Origin of the sequence: Azospirillum canadense, from assembly GCF_025961225.1 — a bacterium.
Lineage (GTDB): Bacteria > Pseudomonadota > Alphaproteobacteria > Azospirillales > Azospirillaceae > Azospirillum > Azospirillum canadense.
The window spans coordinates 582,184-607,247 of record NZ_JAOQNG010000004.1 but is presented as its reverse complement, the minus strand read 5'-3'; the positions used below and the strand labels follow the sequence as shown (position 1 = coordinate 607,247).

Below are 25,064 nucleotides of genomic sequence, written 5' to 3'. Positions count from 1 at the left end.
CGAGGTTCAGGCGGCGTTGCGGTCGTCGGTGATGAGAAGCGCGTTCAGGAGAGTGCGCGCCTCCGCCAGCAGGCCGGGCCGGCCGGCGGCGTGAAGCTGTGCGGTGAAGGAGGCGCGGCCGGTGAGCGGCGCCGCGCCGAAGGGCGCCGCGTCGGCGACGCTGCGGCCCGCGGTCGCCCATGCGTCGGCGCCGTCCATGGAGTCCGGCGCCCCGGCATCGGCGCGCTGGTCCTTCGGCACCTGGAGCGTCGGTTGCCCCGGCTCGCCGCCTTGCCCGTCGCCCTGGTTTCCGTTCGGGCTTCCGTTCGGGTTTCCGCCCTGGCCCTGACCTTGTCCCTGGCCTTCGCCCGGAGGCTGCTGCCCCTGGGCCTGCGGCCGCCCCTCGCCGCCGCTCGGCTGCTCGCCTCGGCCGTTGCCGATGGGGGCCTGGGTGTTCAGGTCCTGGGTGACCAGGATGCGGAACTGGGCTGCCGCTTGGTTGCCGCGGCTGTCCTTGGCAACGATGACGATGTCCAGCGCCCCGCGCGCCTGGGCCGGCGGCACGCCGCGGAAGGACAGGTTCTGGGCGTCGAACTGCAGCCAATTGGGCAGCGGGCTGCCGTCCGGCCGGACCGCTTGGTAGACCAGACGCTCATTCGGGTTGGTGTGCCGGAAGATGTTCTTCGGCACTTGGAAGCTCGTCTGCTGCTCCGGCAACACGGTCTGATTGCCGACCGAGCCGGCGAGGAACAGCTCCACGTTGGCTTGGCTGGTCTGCCGGAAGATGGCCGATGTGGACAGGTCGCCGTTGCCTTGGCGGTTCAGCAGGCTGGCGGTGTTCACCAGTCCGGCACCGAAACCGCCGTTGTCACCGGCCTGCACCTGGGTGAAGGGGTTCGCGGTGAAGCCGGTGGTCAGCCCGTCGCCCGCCGGGGTGGTGCCGGTGACGAGGGTCCCGTTCGGCGTGGCGTTGTTCGACCCGGTGATCAGCGAGTCCGAATTGGTCGGCGTCGCGGCCGGATTGGTGGGCGTGGTCGGCGTCGTTGTCGTCGGGGTGCCCGTCGTCGGCGTGTCGGTGTGCGGCACCTGCGCCGTGATGGTGAAGGTCACGCCCAGCGTCACGGAGGCGCCGGCCGTGTCGGTGGCCCGCAGGGTCAGCGCCAGCGTGCCGGAGGCGTCCTGCGGCGGCGTCCCGCGGAAGGTCAGCGTCGCCGGGTCGAAGGACAGCCAGGAGGGCAGCGGACGGCCGTCGGCCAGCGTCGCCGTGAAGGTCAGGCTGTCGCCGCGATCCACGTCGGCGAAGCGCCCGCGGTCGACGGTCAGCGCCATCTCCTGCCCGGCGTTGCCCGACGCGGTGGGCGGATCGCCGGTGACGGTCGGCGCGTCGTTGGTACCGGTGAGGGTGACGACCACGTTGCGGGTGACGGTGCCGCCCTTCCCGTCCGAGACGGTGATCGCGTAGGTCTCCGTCACCGTCTCCCCGGCGCGGAGGAATTGCAGGGCGGCGTTGTCGACGCTGTAGGTCCAGGTGACCTGCCCGCCGGTGCCCGTGCCTGTCGTGTCTGCCGTCCGCACCGCGGTCAGGCTGCCCAGCGCGCCGCTTCCCGTCGTCGAAACGAAAGCGGCCGTGACGCTGTGCGCGTCGGTCAGGTCAACGTCGGCGAAGGCGACGGTGCCCATGTCGGTCAGCGTGCCGGAGCCCCCAGTCCCAGTATCCTCGGTGACCGAACCGGTCAGCTTGGCGGTGCCGATGACCGGGGCGTCGTTTGTGCCGGTGATGGTCACCGTGACGTTGCGGGTGACGGTCCCGCCCTGCCCGTCCGACACGGTGACCGCGTAGGTCTCCGTCACCGTCTGCCCGGCCGCCAGGAACTGCACCGCCGCGTTGTCGACGCTGTAGGTCCAGGTGACTTCGCCGCCGGTGCCGCTGCCCGTGGTGTCCACGCTCCGCACCGCCGTCAGCGTGCCGAGCTGGCCCGTGCCGGTGCCCGTGTTGGTGGTTGAGACGAAGGCCGCCGCGACGCTGTGCGCATCCGTCAGGTCCACGTCGGTGAAGGCGATGGTGCCGCTGTCGGTCAGGGTCGTGCCGCCGCCGGCGTCCTCCGTCACCGCTCCGGTCAGCTTCGCGCTGCCAACCAGCGGGGTGTCGTTGGTGCCCGTGATCGTCACGCTGACGTCGCGGGTGACGGTGCCGCCCTTCCCGTCGGAGACGGTGAGCGTGTAGGTCTCCGTCACCGTCTGGCCGGCCGCCAGAAACTGCACCGCGGCATTGTCCACGCTGTAGGTCCAGGCGATCGTGCCGCCCGTGCCGGTCCCGCTGCTGTCCGCCTGAACGACGGCGGTCAGCGTGCCCAGCTGCGCCGAGCCGGTGGTGCCGGTGAATGCCACCGACACTCCGTGGGCGTCGGACAGATCCGTGTCGCCGAGGTCGACCGTGCCCGTGTCGGTCAGCACCGTGGCGGACGCGTCCTCCGTGACGGCGCCGGTCAGCTTGTCGATGCCGACGATGGGCGTGTCGTTGGTGCCGGTGATCGTGATGGTAACGTCGCGGGTAACCGTGGCCCCACTGCTGTCCTTCAGGGTCAGCGTGTAGACCTGCGTCACCACTTCGCCAGCCGCCAAGCCCTGCACGGCCGCGTTGTTCACGGTGAAGGTCCAGGCGATCTGGCCGGCGCTGCTCAGGTCCGTGGTGTCCTCGACGACGCTGGCGGTCAGCGTGCCGAAGCCACCTGTCGGCACAAAGCCGGACGGCACACCGGCCGAGGTGCTGACCGTCGCCGTGCCGATGGTGATCGTGTGCGTGTTGCTGAGATCCACGTCGGTGAAAGCGATCGTGCCCGCGTCGGTCAGAGTCGGCGTGCTGGCGTCCTCGGTCACCGCACCGGTGGTCTTGCCCACGCCGATCACCGGCGCGTCGTTCGTGCCTGTGATCGTGACGGTGACATCGCGCGTCACCGTGGCACCGCTGCTGTCCTTCAGGGTCAGCGTGTAGACCTGGGTCACCACCTCACCCGCCGCGAGGCCTTGCACTGCGGCGTTGTCGACCGTGAAGGTCCAAGTCACCTGACCGGCGTTCGACAGGTCGGCCGTATCCTCGACGACGCTGGCGGTCAGCGTGCCGAAACCGCCAGCCGGCACAAAGCCGGTGGGGATGCTCGCAGACGTGCTGACGGCAGCCGCGCCGACCGTCACCGTGTGCGTATTGCTCAGGTCCACATCGGTGAAGCCGATGGTGCCCGTATCACTGAGCGTCGGGCTGCTCGCATCCTCAACGACCGCGCCGGTGGTGCCGGTGGTGCCGGTGGTGCCGATCACCGGTGTATCGTTAGTGCCGGTGATCGTGATGGTGACGTCGCGGGTGACCGTGGCGCCGCTCGAGTCCTTCAGGGTCAGCGTGTAGATCTGGGTCACGGTCTCCCCGGCCGCCAAACCTTGGACGGCCGCGTTGTCGACGGCGAAGGCCCAGCTGATCTGCCCCGCGCTGCTCAGATCCGTGGCGTCCTCTACGACGCTGGCTGTCAGCGTGCCGAAGCCACTGGCCGGCACGAAGCCCATCGGCACACCGGCCGAGGTGCTGACCGTAGCGGCGCCCACGGTGATGGTGTGCGCATTGGAGAGGTCCACGTCGGTGAAGGCGATGGTCCCGCTGTCGGTCAGCGTCGGGGTGCTGGCGTCCTCCACCACCGCACCGACGGTCTTGCCCGCCCCGATCACCGGCGCGTCGTTGGTGCCTGTGATGGTCACCGTCACGTCGCGGGTCACCGTGGCGCCGCTGCTGTCCTTCAGGGTCAGCGTGTAGACCTGTGTCACCACCTCACCGGCCGCAAGGCTTTGCACCGCGGCGTTGTCGACCGCGAAGCTCCAGGTGATCTGGCCGGCGTTGGAGGCGTCGGTGGCGTCCTCCACGACGCTGGCGGTCAGCGTACCGAAGCCGCCGGTCGGCACGAAGCCGCTGGGGATGCCCGTCGAGGTGCTGACCGTCGCCGCGCCGACCGCCACCGTGTGCGTGTTGGTCAGGTCGAGGTCGGTAAAGCCGATGGTGCCGCCGCTGGTCAGCGTCGGGCTGCTCGCGTCCTCCACCACAGCACCACTCGTGCCGGTGGTGCCGATCACGGGCACGTCGTTGGTGCCGGTGATCGTGATGGTCAGGGTGGAGCTGCTGGTGGCGCCCGCGGTGTCGGTGACTGTGTAGGTGAAGGTCTCCGTCAGCGTCTCGCCAGCCGCCAGGGCCTGTACGGCAGCCGAGCCGTTGTCGATGGCGTAGGACCAGGTACCGTCCGCCTTCAGCGTCAGAGAACCGTAGCCGCCGGCAAGCACGGTGCCGACCGTGCCCGCCGTGGCGCCGAAGCCGACTGCCGTGACGGTGCCCGGATCGCCCACGTCGATCTCCACGTCGTTCGCCAGCACGGTCCCGGTTGCCGCGGTGGTGGCGTCCTCCTGGATCACGCCGGTGTCGGGCTTCGCCACCGGCACGTCGTTCACGCCGGTGATGGTGATGGTGAGATTGCGGCTGACTGCGGCGCTGCCGACGTTGCTGCCATCGGCGGCCAGCACGTCGTCCACCGTGTAGGTGAAGACCTCGTCGTTCAGCGTCTGCCCCTGGCGGAGCTGCTGGATGACGTCGAGGCTGCTGTCCAACGTGTAGCTGTAGCTGCCGTCGCGCTTGATGGTCAGCGTGCCGTAGCGGCCATTGACCGTGACGCTGTTGTTGGCGCTCGTGTCGATGGGGCTGGCCGTCGCGCCGGTGCCCTGGATCGCCGTGACGTAGAGCGTCTGCGGCGCGATGGTGCCCAGCGAGTCGCGGTCGAAATCGTTGGCGAGCACGTTGCCGGTGGCCGGGGCCGCCCCGTCCTCCAGGATGCCGTTGCTGTCGTTCGCCGCCTCGATGGCGTCCTCCACCGCGGTGACGGAGGTGCCGAGCGTGACCGTGGCCGCGGACCATTGGTTGGTGCCGCCGATGGCCAGGGTCTGGCCGCTGGCGGCGGCGTTCACCGTGGTGTCGGACAGGCGCACCGTCAGGCCGCCCGGCGTGCCGTTCCAGTCCGCCGCCGGCACAAAGCGCAGGCTGGCGGTGGTCGGCAGGACCAGCGCATTGCTGTCCGACAGGTTGGCGGGCAGCTGAGTCCAAGTCGTGCCGTCGGTCGAATACCACCACTGGCCCTGGGCCGCCGTCGCGGCGTTGCCGACGATGGCGACGCCGGCCAACGTGTGGGTGCTGGCGTCGGCACCGCCGGTGACGCCCGTGCGGTCGTCCGCCGCGTCACCGTAGAGCGGGCCGAACAGGCTCGCCACCGTGGCGCCGAGGATCCCAGCGACCGGCGTATCCTCGGCGATGGCCGGCAGGATGGCCGTGCCGCTGGCGGTCGGTGCGTCGTTGACGTTGCCGACGGTGGGTTGCAGGTCGACGCTGCCCAGCGACCAGCGGCCGGTCAGGCCGGTGCCGCCGTCCACCGAAAGGTCCTTCAGGTCCGTGACGGAACCGCTGGCCGTAACCGGGTTGGCGGAGCCGTCGGCCAGCCGCAGGGTCAGCACGCCCGGCGCGCCGTGGAAATCGGTGGCCGGGACGAAGCGCACCTGCGTGGTGGCGTCGAGCACCAGCGCCGACGCGGCGGACAGGCCAGTGGTGGGGATGTTGGTCCAGGTCGTGCCGTTGGCGAGATACTGCCACGTGCCCTGCCCGGCCACCGACGCGTTGCCGACGATGGCGACGAAGCTGAGCGCAGTCGCGTCGGCGGAGCCACCCTTGGCGGTCTGGTCGTCGGTGGCGTCGGTGTAGCGGCCGGCCAGCAGGCTGGTGAAGGTGGCGCCGGTCGGGGTCGTGTCCTCCGTCACCGCGATGGCGACGGGGCCGCTGCCGGTGACCACCGGGCGGTCGTTCACCGCCGTGACGCTGGTCGCCAACGTCAGCTGGTTGGCCGCGTCGGCGATGTGGCTCTCGGCGCCCGTCGCCGTGGCGCCGCTGAGGTCCACGACCGTGCCGCCGCTGAGCGCAGCACCACCGTCCTCGACAAGGCGGATCCCGAGCTGCGGCGCCGGGCCGTTGAAATCGCCGGCCGGCTGGAAGCGCAGCCGGTCCCCGGACCCGAGCAGCAGCGCGGTGGCGGGCGTCCGGTCGCCGACATCGATCCAGGTGCCGGTGCCGCCGATCTGGTACTGCCACTGCCCCTTGGCCGTGTCGGCGATCCCAGACACGATGGCGATGCCGGCGAAGCTGTTGGCGCTGCTGCCGTTCGTCACGGCATCGGGCGCGTCCGTCAGGCGGGTGGCGAACAGGTTGCCCACTGTGGAGCCGGTGTTGGCCGTGCCGTCGATGTCCTCCGCCACCGGAGCCAGCGTGACGGCGGCGGTCGAGGTCGCCGTCGGGGCGTCGTTCACCGCCTGCACCGTAAAGGTGACGGTGTCCACGTCCTGCAAGGCACCACCGCTGCCGTAGTTGCCACGGTCGTTGGTGGTGATGGTGATGCTGTCGGTGCCGTTGAAGTTTGCGTCGCCTTTGTAGGTGACGGACGCCAGCAGCGCTTGCAGGTTGGCGAGCGTGCCGGTCGCCGTCACTGTGGCGTCGGTGACGCCGTCGCCGCTGGTGAAGGTCACCCCGGCCCGGCTGGTCGCGTCACCCAGCGTCAGCACGCCGTGCTGCGCGGTCAGGGTGATGGTCAGCGTGCGGTTGGCGACGTCCGGATTCTCGTTCACGTCGACGTCGGCGATGGAGAAGGCGTTCGACCCGCTGAAGGTGAAGGCCGTGTCTTCCCGAATGCCGGTCAGCGTGGTGGGCACCGTGTTGACCGGCGCGTCGTTGACCGCGCTGACACGGGCGGTCAGCACCACGGTGCGGTCGCTGAACTGGTCGTTGTCGCCCTTGTTGCGGTCGCCGTCGGTGGTGTTCGCGTCGTCGGCGGTGGTGTCCGTGTCGGTGCTCGTGCGGTCCCACAGCTTCAGCGTCAGCCGCGCCCCGGCGTCGCCGTTGAACAGGGCGGTCGGCACGAAGCGGACGCGGTCGGTCGGGTTCAGCAGAAGCGCCGCGGTGGCCGAGGTGCCGGCCGGGATGTCGGTCCAGCTCGTGCCGTCCGTCGAATACTGCCACCGCCCGTCTGTGTTGAGCACGCCCGTGACGGCGAGGCCCAGCCCGTCGGTCGGCGTGCCGACGCCGCCCGCGCGGTTGTCCGCGTCGTGGGCATCGGCGCCCAGCAGGGCGACCAGCGAGGAGACCGTGTCGCCGCCGTTGGAGTAGGTGCCGGTGCCGTTCCACTCCGTGATGGTGGTGCCGAGGATGGTGCTGCCATCGGCGCGATCAATCACCGGGGCGTCGTTCTCCGGCGTGACCAGGACGGTGTTGGTGAACAGGCCGGTCGCGGTCTGGGTGGTGGCCGCCCCGACGGCGCCGTTGCGCACGTCCACCGAGACGGTGCGGATGGCCGCGGCCCCGCCGACCGGGTCGTCGCTGCCGTTGACGAAGGCGATCTGGCGGATCAGCGCCTGCACCGCCGCCGGTACGGCGTTGCCGTTCAGCGCGACGGTCAGCGGCGTGGCCGCGTCGGTGCCGCCCGAAAGCGTGCCGATGACGACCGGCGCTCCGGCGCCCGCCCCGTCGGCGTCCCACAGCACGTTGGCGCCGGACACACTGATCCAGTTGGACGCCGCGTCGCCGCTGCCGACCACGACCAGCCGGTCGGACGCCTGCCCGCCGCTGGTGAAGCTTGCGGTGACTACGCCTCCGTTGAAAGTGGAGTTGTCGTTGTCGGTGATGGTCACCGCCGCGTCGTTGAACAGCCGCTGCGGGGCCGCGTTCTCGGCGTAGGCGAGCCGGGTCAGGATCGGGGCGGTGCCCGTGCGAATCGGCTCGTTGACCGGGACGATGGTGACGGAGGTGGTGGCGGTCGCCGCAAGCGCGCTGCCGTCGCCCTGGTTCACCTGCGCCGCGCCGTTGCGGTCGTCCACCGTCAGGTCTATGGACACCGGTCCGGCCGACACGCCGTCCACATTCTCGCTGAGGTTCGTGTAGGTGACCGCCTGGACGACCCGGCTGGCGACATCCTGCGTCACCGCCGCCGTGCCGCCCAGCGTGATGCGCAGACGGCCAGCGGTCGTCGTGTCGATGCTGCCGATGACCAGGTCGTCCGACGGATCCGCCGTGCCGTTGGCGAGCCGCAGCTCCGTCCCCACGGCGTAGATGGAGTTGGTGGTGGCGGCGCTGCCGCTGAAGCCGAAGCGGTCGTCGGCGTTCGGCGTGCCGCCGCTGCGCTGGAACGTCAGGGTCACGCCGCGGTAGTCGTTCGGCCCGCCGCTCGCGTCGCCGATGTCGGCGTCCAGCAGCGTGGCGTCGGCGTCCAGCACGACGGCCGCGCCATCCTCCGTGAAGGTTGGGCCGCTGGCGCCGAAGCTGCTGATGACCGGCCGGTCGTTCTCCGGCACCACGGTCAGGGCCAGCGTCGTCGTGCCGGCGATCCCGGCGCCGCCGTCGTTGACGGAGATGGTCAGGGTGCGCGGGCCCGGCGTTGGGCGGTCGCTGCTGTTCTGGTAGGTCAGCGCCTCGATCACGCGCTCGACATTGGCGACGGTGCCGTAGGTGGCCGCGTCAGCGCCGTTGATGGCGATGGTCAACGTGGCCCCGTTGCCGCCCGACAGGGTGCCGACGCTGCGCCAGTCGCCGTTGGCGTAGACCTGGACGGTCGTGCCGCCGCTCAGCCGCACGGCGCCATCCGTCGCCGTCACCGTCGTGGGCAGCGACAGCACGTCGTCGGCCGCGAGGCCGGAGACGGTGATGGAGCCGCCGACGTAGTTCGGGCTGTCGGCGTCGTTCAGCGTCACCGCCGCCGGGTTGCCGATCAGCGCCACCGGCGCGCCGCCGGTCACGTTCACCGCGTTCTCCCGTGCCGTCAGGTCCTGGTAGCTGCCGGAGAAACGCGGCTGGTCGTTGACCGCGACGAAGGAGATGGTGGTGGTCGGCAGGTTGCTCACCCGCTCGTCGTCCGCCGCGATGGCGTCGTCCGTGCCGGCGTCGGTCACCTGCACCTTGACCGTGCGCGTGCCCGACGGGTTGTCGCTGGTGTTGCTGTAGGTGATGCCCTGCAGCAGGCTGGCAAAGTCCGCCTTCGTGTCCACCGTGGCGGTCGAGCCGGCGCCGAGCGCGCGGATGTCCACCTGACGGTCGCTGCCGGCCGTCGCGATGGTCACGCTGAAGCGGCCGAGCGCCCCGGCGTCCACGATCTGCGCGGTGACATCCGTGCCGATGGCGAAGCGCGTGCCGCCGATGGTCAGGAACTCGTGTGCGCCGTCGGCGACGGAGCCGACGGTCAGCACCATCCGCGTCAGGTTGGCGTTGTCCACGTCGGCCAGGGTGGCCGCGGCGGCGATGGCCAGCTCCGGCTCCGTACCGTTGGCGACCTCAGTGTAGGTGACCGCGTTGTCGGACCCGGCGGCGGCGCCGTTCAGGTCGACCACCGGCGCCTCGTTGGTCGTCACCACCGTCACCGTGGCCGTCGCCGTGTTGCTGGCGAGGCCGGTGCCGACCGGCGTGCCGTCGTCGTTGCTGCCGGCGTCCGTCACCTGCACGGCGAAGCCGCGGGTGCTGCCGGTGTTCGGCTTGTCGGACGTGTCGCGGTAGGTGATGCCGGATAGCAGGGTCGCCGTGTCGGCCAGAGCCATGGCGCCGCCGCTGGCGGGCGTGATGGTGATGGTGGCACCGGTGCCGCTGGCGACCACGCTGACCTGGAAGCTGGTGGCGCCGGCCGTAACAGTGACCGGGCTGCCCGTGCTGGTGGCGAGCGCGAAGTCGGTGCCGCCGATGCGCAGGATCTCGGCGTTGCCGTCCAGGATGTTGCCGGCGGTGATGGTCAGGCTGGCGAGTTTGCCGCTGTCCGGGTCGGACAGGGTCGCCGACGGCCAGAGCGCGCTGCCTGTGCTGCTGTCGGTGCCGTCCACCTCCGTGTAGGTCAGGGTGGTGCCGGTTCCGGCGACCGCGCCATTCAGGTCCACCACCGGCGCGTCGTTCAGGCCGTTGATGGTGATGGTCAGCGTCGCCGTCTTCGCCGCGCCGAGCTTGCCGGTGTCGTTCACCGTGTAGGTGAAGACGTCGGTGCGCGTCTGCCCGTCGCGCAGGAACTGCACCGACGCGGTGTCGAGTTGATAGGTGTAGGAGCCGTCCGCGTTCAGCGTCAGTTGCCCCCAGGTCCCGGTGACCGCGCTGCCGACGCCGGTGCCGTTGGTCAGCGCCGTACCGGTGTTGCCGGTGGCCACGCCCTGAACGCTCAGCGTCTGTTCCAGGTCCACGTCGCTGTCGTTGGACAGCACGCCGGTGGCCGCGGTCTTGGAGACGCTGGCCGTGTCCTCGGTCAGGCTGTTGGTGTCGTTGGTCGGCACCGTGTCGTCGCTGACCGGGGCGACGTTCAGGATGATCACGCCGGTGCGCGTCGCCGCCGTGGCCCCCTGGTCGGAGCTGTAGGCGGTGATGGTCAGCGTCGGTGCGGTCTTGCCCGGCTGCTGCGCGTTCCAGTCCTGCGGCGGCCGGATGGTCAGGGTTGCCAGCTTGTCGCCGGTCAGCACGCCCGTGTTGAAGGTGCCGTCGCCGTTGGCGACCAGGGTCAGCGGCGTGCCGTTGTCCTTCACCACCCAGCCGGCCGGGATGCCGTCCAGCTTGAAGCTGATGGTCTCGTCCACGCCCAGCGTGTCGGTCTCGCCGATCACCGTGGCGATGGAAATGTCGCTGTCCTCGTTCCCCGTCACGGTGATGGCGGAGGACGGATTGAGCGTACCGTTGATGGTCAGGTCGGGCGTGTCGGAAACCGGATTGACGGTGATCGTCTTGGTCGCCGTGCCGCTCAGCACACCGGTACCGCCGTTCCCGCCGTCGTTGACTGTCAGCGTCAGCGTGTCGGACCCGCTGTAGTCGTGGGTCGGGGCGTAGGTCAGGTTCTGCAGCGCCGTGTTGATGGCCGTGATCGTCCCGCTCAGCGTCAGCGTCGCCGCACCGTTGCCGCTGGTCAGCGTGCTGGTGTCGCTGCCCAGCGTCAGCGTGCCGTGCGCCACCCCCACCGTCACCGTGATCGTCGCGTTCGCCACGCTGCCGAACGGCACGTCCAGCGCGTCGCTCACCGCCAGCGTGCTGCCCAGCGCCAGCGTGCTGTCCTCGTTCACCGTGTAGGTCCCGGTGATCGCCGCCGCCGGCGCGTCGTTCACCGGCGTCACCGTCACCACGAAGCTGCGCGTCGTCTTCAGCTTGGCGTCGGTCGAGCCGCCCGAGGTGTCGACATACTCGTAGTCGCCGTTGCCCGTGGTCGCGTCGTTGCCGTCGCCCTCCAGCGTCGCCGGGCGGCCGCCCAGGTTGCCCAGGTCCTCCACCACCACCGTCACGGTGATCGCGCCGTTCCAGTCCGCCGCCGTCGCCCCGCCCACCACCGGGTAGGCGATGGTCAGCGCCTTCAGCCGCGCGTTCAACTGCGCCAGCGTGATGCCGGTGAAGGTCAGCGTGCTGGTCCCGGTGCCCGCCACCGTGCCGCCGCTGCCGCCCACCGCGCTGAAGGTGCCGGTGCTCAACGTCACCGTCGCCTTGATCGCCTGGCTGGTCACGCCGTCGACCTCGGCCACGGTGATGTTGGCGTTGGTCGCGTCCAGGACCAGCGTCGCCGCACCCTCGCCCACCGTGACGTTGCTGGCGGTGACGCGCGGCGCGTCGTTCTCCGGGTTCACCGTGACGGCGATGGTCGCCGCCTGCGTGGTGCCCGCCCCGCCGGCCTCGGTCAGCGTGACGCTCAGCGTGCGCGACAAGGTCGGCGCGTCGGAGCCGTTGCGGTAGGTCAGCGCCCCGATCAGCGCCTCGACCCGCGCCTTGGTGGCGTTGGCGTTCAGCGTGATGGTGAAGGTGGTGGAGGTGTCGGTGGAGACCGTGCCGATCTGCACCCAGGCCGCACCGTCGTAGGCGTAGACGCCGGTGCCGGCGCCCGAGCTGTCGCGCCAGATCTGGTTGGTGGCCGGGTTCGCCGGCGCGCTCGCCGCCGCGGGAATGGAGACGTGGTCCTCGCCCGAAACCATGCCGGTGACGGTCAGCGTGCCGTTGTTGTAGGCCGTGCTGTCGGCGTCCACCAGGGTGATCACACCGTCCGCGTCCAGCCGCGCCGCCGCCTTGATCGCGTCCTCGCCGAACGTCGCCGTCGTGCTCAGCCCCGTGATCCGCGGCTGGTCGTTGTTCGCCACGATGGTGATCGTGGTGCGCGGCGTGTTGCTGTCGAGGCCGGTCGCGCTGGCGTCATCGTCGTTGGCGTCCGTGACATAGACGTCCACGGTCCGGCTGGTGCCCGTGGGATCGTCGTCGGTGTTGAGGTAGGTGATCCCCCGCAGAAGCGTCTGGAAGGCGGCGACCGTCGCCATGTTGCCGCTGCCCGGCAGGATGGTGAAGGTTCCCGTCGACGCGACGTAGCTGACCTTGAACGCGCCGGCAGTGACGTTGGAGTAGTCCTGGTTCAGCGTGAAGGACACGCCGCCGATGGTCAGCGTCTCGAAGGCCCCGTCCTGGAGGCCGCCGACCACCAGGTGCATGCTGGACAGGTTGCTGTTGTCCGGGTCGCTCAGCGTCGCCGAGGCCGCGATGTTCACCGCAGCCGGGGTCCCGTTGGCCGGGTCGGTGAAGGTGACCGTGTTGTCGGATCCGGCACTCGCGCCGTTCAGGTCCACCACCGGCGGGTCGTTCACCGGGGTGAACTGGATGGTCGCCGACACGAAGGGCGACGGGTTGGTGGACAGTGCCGAACCGCCGGACTGGTTGTTGTTGGCGCCGTCGCTGAAGGTGAAGTTCACCGTCCGGCTGTTGTGCGTTCCGTTCGCGGTCGGGTTATCGCTGGTGGTGCGGTAGGCGATCGCCTGGATCACCGCCTGCACGGCCGCCGCGTCGGCGCTGCTGTTGAGCGTGATGCTCAGCGCCGTGCTGCCGCTGCCGCCCGCCACCGTGCCGACAACCGTGCCGTCGACCTTGACCTGGCCGGAGGCATAGGTGACCGCCTTGCCCGAATAGGTGCCGTCGACGACGGTCAGCGTGTCGCCCGTGTACCACGTGGCCATGGTGGCGCCGATGACGCCGCCACCGAAATTGTCGCTCGCCAGATACAGGAAGTCGGCCGCGTCGTCGACCGCGCTGACGGTCACCAGCAGCTGCGAACTCGACCCGGTGCCGACGCCCGCCGCCTCCGCCAGCGAAATGGGGGAACCCAGCGCGGCGGCCGTGATGGTGGGCGCGTCGTTCACCGGCGTGACGGTCACGCCGATGGCGGTCGTGGCGTCGCCCGACCAGCGGCTCGTCGCACCCAGGCTGCCGGTCAGGTCGACGCCGACCGACACGGCGGTGATCGCAGCCCCCTCCCCGTCGGCAACGCGGACGGACAGCGGCGTCACCGTGCCGTTGAAGTCCGTTCCGGGCAGAAAGCGCAGCTGCGCCGCGGCCGGCAGGATCAGCGCCGAAGCATCGCTGTAGGTGTTCGCGGCGATGGTCGTCCAGGTCTCGACACCGCCGTCGTTGTAATCGCCGTCCTGGTTGGCGTCGTACCGGTACTGCCAGACACCCTGCGTGGCCGGCGTGGTGTTGCCGACGATCGCGATGCCCGCCAACGCGGTCGAGTCGTTCCCGCCGCCCACGGCGGTTTGGTCGTCGGCGGCGTCGGAGTATTTGCCGGTGAAGAGGCTGCTCACCGTGCTGCCGGTCGGGCTGGCCGTGTCCTCGGCCACGTTCGGCAGGTTGGTGTCGCTGGCCGTCGGCCGGTCGTTGACCTTGACCACCGACGTGTTCAGGGTGACGGCGTTGCTGCTGTTGCTGTAGGCCGTCGATCCGCCGCCGCTTCCGATGTTGACGGTGGAGCCGGCCGTCGGGGGCGTGCCGGTATCGTCGATCAGGCGAACCGTCAATCCGGTCGGGGTGCCGAACCAGTTGGCGTTGGGCAGGAAGCGGATGGCGTCGTACTTGTCGAGGATCAGGGCGCTCGACGTCGTCTGGCTGCCGATGGTGATCCAGGAGCCGTCTAGGGTGCCGTCGTTGTCGGTGTCCAGGCGGTACTGCCAGACGCCGCCCGACACTGTGCCACTGCTGACCACGGCCACGCCGTAGAACTGGTTGGCGCCGGACGCGCCGGCAGCGTCCACCGCGTCGCTGAAGCTGCCCGCGAACAGCGTGCTGACCGTCGCGCCGGGGGGGCTGGCGGTGTCTTCCTGCGTGTTCGGCAAGGTGGTGACCGTCGCAGCGCCGCTGCGGATCGGCGCGTCGTTCACGTTGGAGACGGTGACGGTGATCGTGCGGGTGGTGGTCAGGCTGGCCGAGCTGCCGTCGGTGTAGGACACCTGGCCCGGGTTGCTGGTCGCGTCGGTGCCCAGGCCGCTCAGATCGCCCGGTCGCTGGCCGGTGTTGCCCATGTCCGTCACCGCGACGGTGACGGTGAAGGACCCGTTCCAATCCGCGCTGGTCGCGGGGCCACCGGCGCCGTCCGGATCGGGCAGCGTGATGGTCAGGGCGCGCAGGCTGGTCTGGATGTTGGCAAGACTGCCGGTGAGCGTGATGGTGTTGGTGTTGAGCGCCGACGTGAGCGTCGCCGGACCGCCGACGGCGGTGAAGGTGCCGGCCGTGGTCGTGACGGTGACGGTCAGGTTGATGGCGCCGTTGGTGTCGGCGTCGGTGAGCGTGAAGGCCCCGTCCGTCGCGTTCAGGACGATGGTCGTGACGCCTTCGGTCTTCGTCACGTTGCCGGCGCTGATCACCACCGGGTCGTTGACGCCGGAGATGTAGACGCTGCGTTCCGCGTACGCCGTGTTCAGGGCAAGGCCGGGCGCGAGGCTCAACACCGAGGTAGTGGTCGCGTAAGGGTCGATCACGATGGCAGCGATGGCGGACGGCGTGCCCGACGGACCATCCAGCTGCTGGTTGAGGGCGCCGCCGTTGGCGGTGGCGCTGACGGTGCCGCTCGCGTCGCTGGTCCGGTCGTCCACAATGACCTGCAGCGTCAGCGTCGTGTCGTCGCGCGCGCCGTTGGAGTTCGCCACGGTCAGGGTCAGGCTGCGCAGTGCCGCCGCGACCTCCGCGATGGTCCCGCGCAGGATCAGCGGGCGGCCCTGGCCGTCGAAGGCCCCGGCACCGCGGTCGACGACGGTGAGCGAGCCGGACGTCGTGTAGCCGATGGTGATTCCGCCATAGGCGGCCGTGTCCGCCAGCGGCACGCCGCTGCCGTCGAGCAGGCGGACGATCACCTGCACGACCTGACCCGTCTGGGTCGGATCATCCACGTCGGTGATCACCGAGGAGAGCGCCGGGAATCCGGTGATGGTCACAGCACTGCTGCGGTCGATGACGATCTGGCCCGACCCGATGTTGAGCGTGGGATCGTCGTTCACGTCGACGAAGTCGGTCAGGGCGATGGTTCCCTGCGCCACCTGCGCGACGTTGCTGGAACCGGAACCGGCGCCATAGGTGCCGAGGTCACTGACCGTGACCGTCAGCGCATCGGCGCCGTTGTAGTTGCTGTCGCCAAGGTACCAGACGCCGGCGTTCAGGAAGGCCTTCACGTCCGCGATCTTGCCGGTGACCGTCACCGTCGCGGTTCCGTCGCCGGTGATCGTGACGTTGGTCCCCGTGGTCTGGGCCGAACCCGCCGTTCCGACGTCCACCGTCCCGTGGGCGGCGGACAGCGTGACCTGGATGTTGGAATTGGTCAGCCGCGCCTCGATGTCGTCGAAGTCCACCGTCCGGCCGGAGCCGATCACCTGGATGCGCACGTCCTCGGTCGGCTGGATGGCGCCGGGCAGGCCGATGGTCGGCTGGTCGTTGCTGGACGACGCGAAGATGCGCACGGTGCCGATGGCGACGTTGGCGGTCAGCCCCGTGAAGTCGCCGCTGGTAAAGTCCGGGTTCGTCCCGGGCACCGCCGTGTTGGCGACGGAGACGCTGCCCGACGCGTTCTTCAGGCCGCCGTTGGCGCCGCCGGTCAGCGTGCCGTCGTCGGCGCGTGCCCGGTCGTCGATGATCACCTCGACCGTGTAGTAGGCGTTCCGGTCGGTGTCGAAGCCGATGTGCAGCCCCGCGAGCGCCGCGTTCACCTGCGCCAGCGAGCCCTTCATCACCAGCACGCGCCCGTTGCCGTCGTACGCGGCGCCGGCGCCTGCCCCGTCCGGATCGATCAGCGTCACCGTTGCCCCGGCGCCCGGCTGGATGGTGATGCCGGTGTAGTCGGTCAGCAGCGCGTTGCCCGCGTCGCGCAGGCGGACGATCGCCGTGACGATGTCGGTCTCGTCCACCGGGTTGGAGCGGTCGGTGCTCTGGTAGTCCGGGGAGGAGGTGATGTCCGGGTCGGCGGCGACGAAGCCGGTGATCGGGTTGTTGCCGATGGTCGTGCTGATGACCGGAATATCCGCCGCCGGGCTGGTCAAGGTCGGCGCCTGGTTGACCGGGGTGATGTAAACCCACGCTTCGCGCGCGGTCTGCTCCTTGTCGCCGTCGGACAGGGTGAAGACGAAGCGGTCGTCGTAGGTCGTCGCGGCGTTGGACTGGTAGCTCTCCCCGCCGCCATGGACGTAGTAGATGTAGCCGTTGGCGACGTCCTGCTGCGTGAAGCTGGAACCCACGCCGATGACGGTGAAGGTCGTGCCGTTGGTCGACCGCATCAGCTGGCCGTAGCTGGTCGCCGTGGTCAGGCGGTACTGCACCTGCACGGCGGTGCTGTCCGGATCGTAGGCCTGCAGCATCGCCGCGGTGATCTGGACGCGGCTGCCCTCCTCGACCGTGATCGGGTCGTTGGTCGGCGCGCCGCCGATGGCGTTCGGCGCGTCCACGCCGATGGTGGGATCGGCCTGCGCCGGGGTCCCGGCGATCTGCGGCCCGTCGTTGACGTTGGTCAGCACGAAGCTGACGGTCGCCGGGCTGCTCGCCAGCCCCCAGCGGTCGACCGCCGTTACCGAGAAGGAGTCGGCGCGCGTCTCGCCACCGTTGTGGATGTAGCGCAGGCCGGTCGTGCCCGCGCTGCCGGTGAGCAGCGACGCGTTGTAGAGCGTGCCCATCTGCACGTCCACCCAGGCGGTGCCGTTGTAGACCTGCAGCGTGCCGTGCGCCGGCAGGGCCGTTACCTGGAACTGGAGCGGGTTAGACGCCGAGTGGTTGAGCGCGAAGTTGTTGTCGTAGACGCCGCCCGGCGTCGGGTTCTCCAGGTAGGACTCGTTCACCGCGTCGTCGGGGTCGGCGAAGGACAGCATCGACGTGGTGATGTAGGAGGTGTCGCCCTCCTTGATCGTCTGGTCGGAGGAGCCGGTGGCGGTCGGCGCGTCGTTGACCGGCGTCGTGAAGACGCTGAAGGTCCCGACCGTGCGGACCGGGGCACGGGTCACCGGATCGACGGCGCCGGTGGAGACCGAGAACTGGAAGGTCGACAGGAAGCCTTCGCCGTCCGACGGGACGAAGCGCACGTTGCCGGCGTCGAGGTCCGCCTGCGTGAAGGTGCCGTAGGCGCTGAGCGTCTGCCAGCTGCCGTTCACCTTGATCTGCAACGACCCGTACCAGTCGCTGCCGTTGGCACCCAGCTTCAGCACCGTGTAGACGATCTGCGCTGTGGAGGTGCCGGCCGCGCTGTAGCTCAGCATCACCGGGGTGGTGTTGTCGCCGTCGTTGCCCAGGATCAGTCCGCCGGTGGCGCTGCCCTCCAGGATCGTGCCGGCGTTGACGGCGCTGTTCGGGTTCTGGCCGACGAACAGGATCTGCGACGGCTCCGCGGACGGCGGCGGCGGCGCGTCGTCGTTGCGGATGGTGCCGATCGCCGTGGCGCCGGACCCGTTGATCGTGCCGTTGCTCGCCGAGATCAGCTGGACCGTGAAGGTCTCGTTCGTCTCCACCGTAGTGTCGCCGGCCACGTTCACGGTGATGGTGGCGGTGGCCGCGCCGACCGCGAAGGTCACCGTGCCGGACGGGAAGACGCCGTTTTCGAAGTCCGAGGCCAGCGCCGGGACGCCGCCGCTGCCCACCACCGACCAGGCCACCGTGGTGGCGCGCGTCAAGTCGCCGGCGCGGGTGACGGTGAAGGTGAAGGGCGTGGTGCCGCTCTGCCCCTCATAGGCGGCGACGGCGGGCGTGGTGATGCTGACGCTGGGCGGCGCCGGATCGTCGTTCAGGACGGTGCCGCTGGCCGACGCCCCACCGCTGGCGATGCGGGCGCCGACGGCGCTGGACAGCACGACGTCGAAGCTCTCGTCGCCCTCGAACAGCAGGTCGCCGTTGACGGTGATGATGATGGTCTTGCTGGTTTCGCCGGCGGCAAAGACCACCTGCCCGCTGGTCGGCCCGGAGATGTCGGCGGCGTCGGTGCTGGTGTGGCGCAGCGTCCAGTCCACGAAGCTGGTGCTGGTGGTGTCGCCCGACCGCGTGACGGTGAAGGTGAAGCTGGTGGTCCCGCTGTTGCCTTCCGCCTTCGACGCGTCGGTGGCGGCGATGGCCACCGTCGGCACGATGTCCGGATCGTCGTTGAGGATGGTCGCGGTGGCGGTGGCGTGGTCTATGATGCCGTTGCTGGCCGACAGCAGCGTGACGGTGAAGGGCTCGTCGCCTTCCTGCGCGGTGTCGCCGGTGACCGAGATGGTGATGGTGGCCGACGTCTCGCCGGCGGCGAAGACGACCGTGCCCGAGGGCAGCGCGCCGCCGAAGTCGGCGGCGTTCACCGCGTCGCCGGTCAGCTGCCAGACGACCGACGTGCTGTCGGCGGTCGAGCCCGTGCGCGTGACCGTGAAGGTGAAGGTCGTGACGCCGGAGTTGCCCTCCAGCTTGACCAGCCCGGCGTCCACGATGGCGACGTGCGGCACCGGGTCGTCGTCGAGGATCGTCGCCTCGGCCACGCCCGTGCCGATGGCGGCACCGGTCGCGTTGCCGAGCGTGACGGTGAAGATCTCGTCCGGTTCGGCCAGCAGGTCGCCGTTCACCGTGACGACGATGGTCTGCGACGCCTCGCCGGGGTTGAAGGTCAGCGTGCCGTGCGGCAGGGCTCCGCCGAAGTCCGCGAGGTCGGCCGGGTTCACCGCCCCCCCCGCGACCGTCCAGTCGACCGACGCGCTGCCGCTGAGGTTGCCGGTGCGGGTGATGGTGAACAGGTAGCTGCGTGACGTCCCGGTGCCGCCCTCCACCTGCGACCCGTTGATCGCCACGATGTCGAACTGCGGCAGGGTCGTGCCGTCGTCGTTCGCGATGACGCTCGACGCCGTCGCGGCGGCGATGGTGCCGGCGCTGGGGTTGGAGAGGGTGACGGTGAAGCCCTCGTTCGCCTCCGCCACCGTGTCACCGGCGACGTTCACCGTGATGGTCGCGGTCGTGTGGCCGGCGAGGATCGTCACGGTCCCGAAGGGCAGCACCCCGCCGACGAAGTCCGCGCCGTCCACACCCGGCCCGGACACGGCCCAGTTCAGCGTGACGTCGGCCGAGCTGTCGCCGGTGCGGGTGACGGTGAAGGTGAAGGGCGTCGTTCCGCTGTTGCCCTCCGCGCGCTGGATCTGGTCGGCGCCGATGGTGAAGATCTGGCCGTCGTCGTTGACAATGCGCGCGGTCGCCGACCCGCCGTTGTTGGCGATGGACACGCCGTTCGGGTTGGACAGGGTGACGGTGAAGGTCTCGTCCGGCTCGATGTCCGTGTCGCCGTTGACGAGGATCTGGAAGGTCTTCGACGTCTCGTTGGCGCCGAATGTCACGGTGCCCGACGGCAGCACGCCGTTCAGGAAGTCGGCCGCGTCCGCGGTGCCGCCGGTGATGCTCCAGGCCACGGTGGCAGTGCCGGTGGTGTCGCCGGTACGGGTGACGGTGTAGGTGATCGCCCGCGTGCCGCTGTTGCCCTCCACGACCTGGTTCAGATCCGCCGTGATGGTCACGGTGGCGTAGGGGTAGTCGTCGTTGACGATCAGCGAGGTCGCGGCCGCGGTGGCGATGCGTGCGCCGCTGGCGTTGCTCAGCGTGACGGTCAGCGTCTCGTCCAGCTCCGCCTGCGTGTCGCCGGCGACCGCGATGGTGATGGTCTTGGTCGTCTCGCCGTTTGCGAAGTCGATGTGGCCGGACGGAATCGTCCCGCCGAAGTCCGCGGCGTCGACCATGCCGCCGACGCTCCAGTCCACGCCGGCAGCACCGGTCGCGGTGCTGCGCGTGACGGTGAAGGTGAAGTTGCGCGTCCCGCTGTTGCCCTCCACCATGGCGCCCTGGTCGGCGCGGATGGACAGCGTCGGCACGGAATCGTCATTCAGGATCGTCGCCGTGGCGGTCCCGGCCCCGATGGTGCCGTAGTGCGCGTTCGACAGCGTGACCGTGAAGGCCTCGTCCGGCTCGACCTGGGTGTCGCCGCGCACGATGACGGAGATGGTCCGCGACACTTCGTTGGCGGCGAAGGTGATGGTGCCGTTCGGCAGCACGCCCGCGTAGAAGTCCGCCGCGTTCACCACGCCGCCGCCCACCGCCCAGTCGACGCTGCCGGGCTGGGAGGTGTTGCCGGTCCGCGTCACCACGAAGGTGAAGGCGACGGCGCCGCTGTCGCCCTCCGCCAGCTGGTTGGTGACCGCCGTGATGTCCAGGCGCGGCAGAGAAGCCGGATCGTCGTCCAGGATCGTCGCCTGCGCCTCGGGCGTCTCCAGCGTGCCGTTGGTCGGGTTGCTGAGCTGGACCTTGAAGACCTCGTTGCCCTCGACGGTCTGGTCGCCCGCGACGCTGACGGTGATTGTCTTCACCGTTTCGCCGGCCGCGAAGGTGATCGTCCCGTGCGGGAGGGTGGCCTGGCCGAAATCCGCGGCGTCGATGCCCGCCGACACCCCGATGACGGCCCAGTCCACGGTGGTCGCCTGCCCCAGCTTGCCCGTGCGGGACACCGTGAAGGTCAGCGTCCTGGTTCCGCTGTCGCCTTCCAGGATCGCCACGCTGCCCGCGTCGGTCTCCACCGACAGGCCCGGCGCCGGATCGTCGTCGACGATGGTGGCCAGCGCTGCGGCGGTGGTCAGCACCCCGCCCGCCGGGTTGGCAAGGCGCAGCTGGAAGGTCTCGTCCGGTTCGGCAAGGGTATCGCCCTGGACCTCGACCGTGATGGTCTTCACGGTTTCGCCGGCCAGGAAGGTGACCGTCCCGCCGGGGAAGGTCCCGCCCGCGAAATCGCTCGCCGACGCGGGGTAGTCGCCCACCCCCTCGACCAGATAGTCGACGGTGGTCGCCCCGGTGGTGACGCCGGCGCGGGTGATGGTGAAGGTGTAGCTGCGGGTGCCGCTGTTGCCTTCGAACTGGGTGGCTGCGGCGGGTGCGATCGACACCGACAGGCCGGTGTCGTCGTTGACGATGGTGGTCGACGCACTGCCGACGGCGATCTGGCCCTGCACCGGGTTGGACAGCGTGACCGTCATCACCTCGTCCGGCTCGACCACCGTGTCGCCGACCAGCGTCAGCGTGATCAGGGCGGTCGACTGGTTCGCCGCGAACACGACGGTGCCGCTGAGCGGCGACGTGACGTCGGTGCCGTCCACGCCCCCGACCGTGTACTGCACGCTGCCGGCCGTGCTGATGTCGCCGACGCGGGTGACGGTGTAGGTGACCGTCTGCGTGCCGCTGTCGCCTTCCGCGAGCGACGGCGTGCCGGCTGTGACGATGTAGCTCGCCGTGGCGGCGCCGGCGCCTTGGGCCAGCGCGATGTTGAAGCTGAAGATGCGGAAGGAATCGCTGGCGGACGGCCCCACATAGATGCCGCCCTGGCGGGTGAAGCTGGTGCCGTCGGCGTTCCAGCGCAGTGCCATGGCGTTGTCCGACACCGCGAAGGTGAAGTCGTCGGCGGTCAGCGCGCCGGCCATGTTCACCGCGGTCTGCAGATAGACGACCCGGCCGTCGATCACGTCCTGCAGGCTGAAGGTGCCGCCAGATTCCACCAGCGCGCCGTTGCGCAGGATGCGCCCGTAGCTGGGGCTGTCCACCACGGCGAAGGTGATGGAGGAGGCCGGGCTGTCGCTGTCCGTCACGTTGAGCATGGCGGTGGTCAGCGTGACGCGGAAGTTGTCGCCGCTCGTCAGCAGATCGCCGTCGGCGCCGCCGGCGGTGACCGTCGCCGCCAAAGTGCTGGTGTTCACCCAGGTCGGGTCGTCGTTGACCGGCCGGATGGTCAGCGTGATCGCCTGGGAGATGCTGGCGGGGACCCCGGTGCCGCCGCCGGCGTCCTTGATCACGACGTTGAAGCTGTCGGTCGACGCGACGGTCGGCTCCGTCCCGTCGTGGGCGTAATGCAGGCCGGACAGCTGGTCCTGCGCGATCAGCACCGTGTCATGGCCGAGGTCGAGTTGCGCACCGCCCGGAATGACGTAGGTCGCCAAGTTTTGGTTGGTCAGCGTGTAGACGGTGCCGTTGATCGTCAGCGTGCCGGTGAAGATCAGCGATCCGTGCTGCGGCAGCGAGCTGAGCTGGATGGTCAGCGTGTCGCCAGGGTCGCCGCCGGCGTTGGCGACGATGAAATTGCCGATCGAGGATTCCGGGGCGCTGGCCGGCACGCCCTCGTACACGCTGCCGCCGGCCGTGGTCAGCACCGGCGCCTGGTTCACCGGGGTGACCGCGATGTTGACCGTGCTGATGTGGGCCGACGAATAGGATTGCGGCGTCGCGCCGTCGTTGACCGACACCTGGAAGCTGTCGGCGGTGTTCTGGTCGGCGCCGGTTGCCTTGTGGATGTAGACCAGCCGGTGGTTGACGACGTCGTCCTGCGTGAAGATCGACCCGACGCCGAGCAGCTGGCCGCCCAGCGTCAGCGTGCCGTAGGCCGGCAGCGCCTCCAGCCGGTAGACCAGCTGGGTGTTCGATTGGGTGCCGGCGGTGACCTCGGGGTCGGCGACGGTCAGGTTTCCGGCGGTGATCTCGACGTTGCCGCCTTCCGTCACCGTCACCTGGGACGTGGTCAGGACGGTCGGGTCGTTGGAGGGGGAGACGCTGACCGCAATGGTCTTGGTGACGGTGAAGGGGCCCGGAGACGCCTCGTCGTCGGTCACCGTGATGGTGATGGTCGTGGACGCCGCCGTGTTGCCGAGTTCGGTGTCGGCGGCCACGAAGCGCAGGCCGGCCAGCCAGGCGTTGACGGCCGCCGCCTTGCCGGTGAAGGTCAGGCTGGACGCCCCGGTGGTCCCGGACGGGGCCGTGTCGTCGAGGTGGCCGACGGTCGTGCCGGGCAGGCTGACCGTGACGGTCAGGGTCCCGTCCTCCAGGTCGGCCACCGTCCAGCCGCCGAGCGAGGCGCGGTCGGCGCCCGCGACGTTCAGCACGCTCGGCTCGATCACCGTGATGGTGTCGCCGCCGACCGGCGACGTGATGGTCGGCGGCGCCAGCAGGTGCTGCCAGGCGGCCTCCGCGGTGGCGGACAGGGCGATGCGCGATTCGATCGGGCCGGTGCTGACCTCCAGCGTCCAGTCGCCGCCGAGAGCCGCGGCCCCCGTCGCGTCGTCCGACGCGGCGACGTCCGCCCCGGTCAGGTCGGCGAGCCGCGCCATCAGGGCGGTTCCGGCGCCGCCCTGCCCGACGTCGCAGCCGAGCAGCAGGATGTCGGCGTCCTCGGTGAAGGAGGCCTTCCAGGCGGCGATCGCGTCGGCGGTGGCGCCCTCCAGGCTGGCCGCGGTCAGCGTGTCGCGGCCAAGCGTGACGCTGCCCGCCTCGCCGTGCGCGACGATCTGCAGCGACGCTACATGGCCGCCGGCCAAGGCTTGCTGGATGCGGGCGATCGGGTCGTCGTTGACGCCGATGACAATCGTCTCGACCTCCGACGGCAGATCGCCCAGCAGGATCTCCGGATTCTGCACCCGGGCGTCGATGACGACGATGCGGCGGTCGGCGGCCGTGACGGAGTCGGCTCTGCCGGCGTCCGACACCGTCAGGTCGTCGGTGGCGGTGACCCGGGTGCCCGTCAGGTCGGCGAGCGTTCCGGCCAGCCGCTGGCCGCCAGAGGTGGTGTCGACCCCGTGGAGTTGGATGGCGGCGCCGTCGGCCAGATGGTCGCGCCAGGACGCCACCTCGTCCGCCCGGCCGGTCAGGGACGTGGTGGTCAGGATGTCGCGGCCGACCGGCAGGCCGGCCCCGTTGCCGTGCGACAGGATGTGGATGGATTGCAGGCCGCTGGTGCCGGACAGCGCCTCGGTGATCTGCTGGATGCCGTCGCGGGTGCTGTCGAGGGTGACGACCCGCGTGTCGGCACCGAGACCGGCGACGGCCTCCGCCGCCCCCGGCGTCCGCGGATCGACAAACACAAGTTGCAGAATGCCCGTCGTAGCGTTGGCCGGATGCGCCAAGTCGTCCTTCGCGGGGACGGCGCCGGTTGCCGGCACCGGGGCGTCGGATCCTGCCGGAGCCGCATGGTCCGCGCCGGGCTCGCGCGCGTGGGCCTGATCGCCCGCCGGTTCCGTCGCGCCCACAGTCTTGGCCAAGTCCTGCGCTTGCCCAGCCTTGGCGGCGGTGGAAGCGGGATCAGTCAAGGAGTCGTGGCTGTGGTCAACGACGTCGACGGTCGTCGCCACGACCGAGGCGTCGAACACCATCCGCGGTTCAAGCGCCAATCGGAGGGAATGCTTGGAGGATGGCGGCGTCACCTTCCGCCGATCGGCGGACTTCCGGGAATTGTTCTTCCCACCGGTCGAGCGCGACTCAGCCATGATTTGACCATCCCCTGCAATGTTCTTTCATACCGTCGCCAACCCTGCACACGGCATGTCTTGAACGGGACCCCCGCTTTCTTCCCGATCCGTGGTGGCGCCGGTCTCTGTCCGACCGGGATCCGGGAATCGCGCAAGGGCTACACCGTTCGTATCACTACGAAGTTACCAGGGAATGTCTAAAATCCAATGAAATTATTGCGCGAAGCTGCGTCAGCAGCACACTACAATTGGTACCTTTTCGTCGCAATTTGTCGAATTTCGCAGAGAAACCACGAAAAGGCGCGTGCATCGCGCTGGCACAGGCGCAACCGAAAGGCTATGCGCCCGCCATTTCGTCGGCTGCATTTAGCGTCACATCCAGGCTTTATCGCCCTTGATCAACCTCTCAGTTGACCAGCGACCGCGCTGTTGTACGCTGTTTGAAGTTACACCCGCGCTGGTAGCGCATTTTTCTGCGC

General features: G+C 69.9%; 1 protein-coding gene. It reads right to left on the bottom strand.

Annotated features, from left to right (window positions below; all coding sequences use genetic code 11):
- Nucleotides 1-6: 6 nt before the first annotated feature.
- A complete protein-coding gene (locus M2351_RS24245) occupies nt 7-24,603 on the bottom strand; it encodes a VCBS domain-containing protein (protein ID WP_264658618.1) in 24,597 nt (8,198 codons plus the stop codon).
- Nucleotides 24,604-25,064 lie beyond the last annotated feature (461 nt).

Coding starts and splice junctions, on each gene's coding strand:
- M2351_RS24245 (WP_264658618.1), bottom strand. CDS start 24,603: ATGGCTGAGTCGCGCTCGACCGGTGGGAAGAACAATTCCCGGAAGTCC.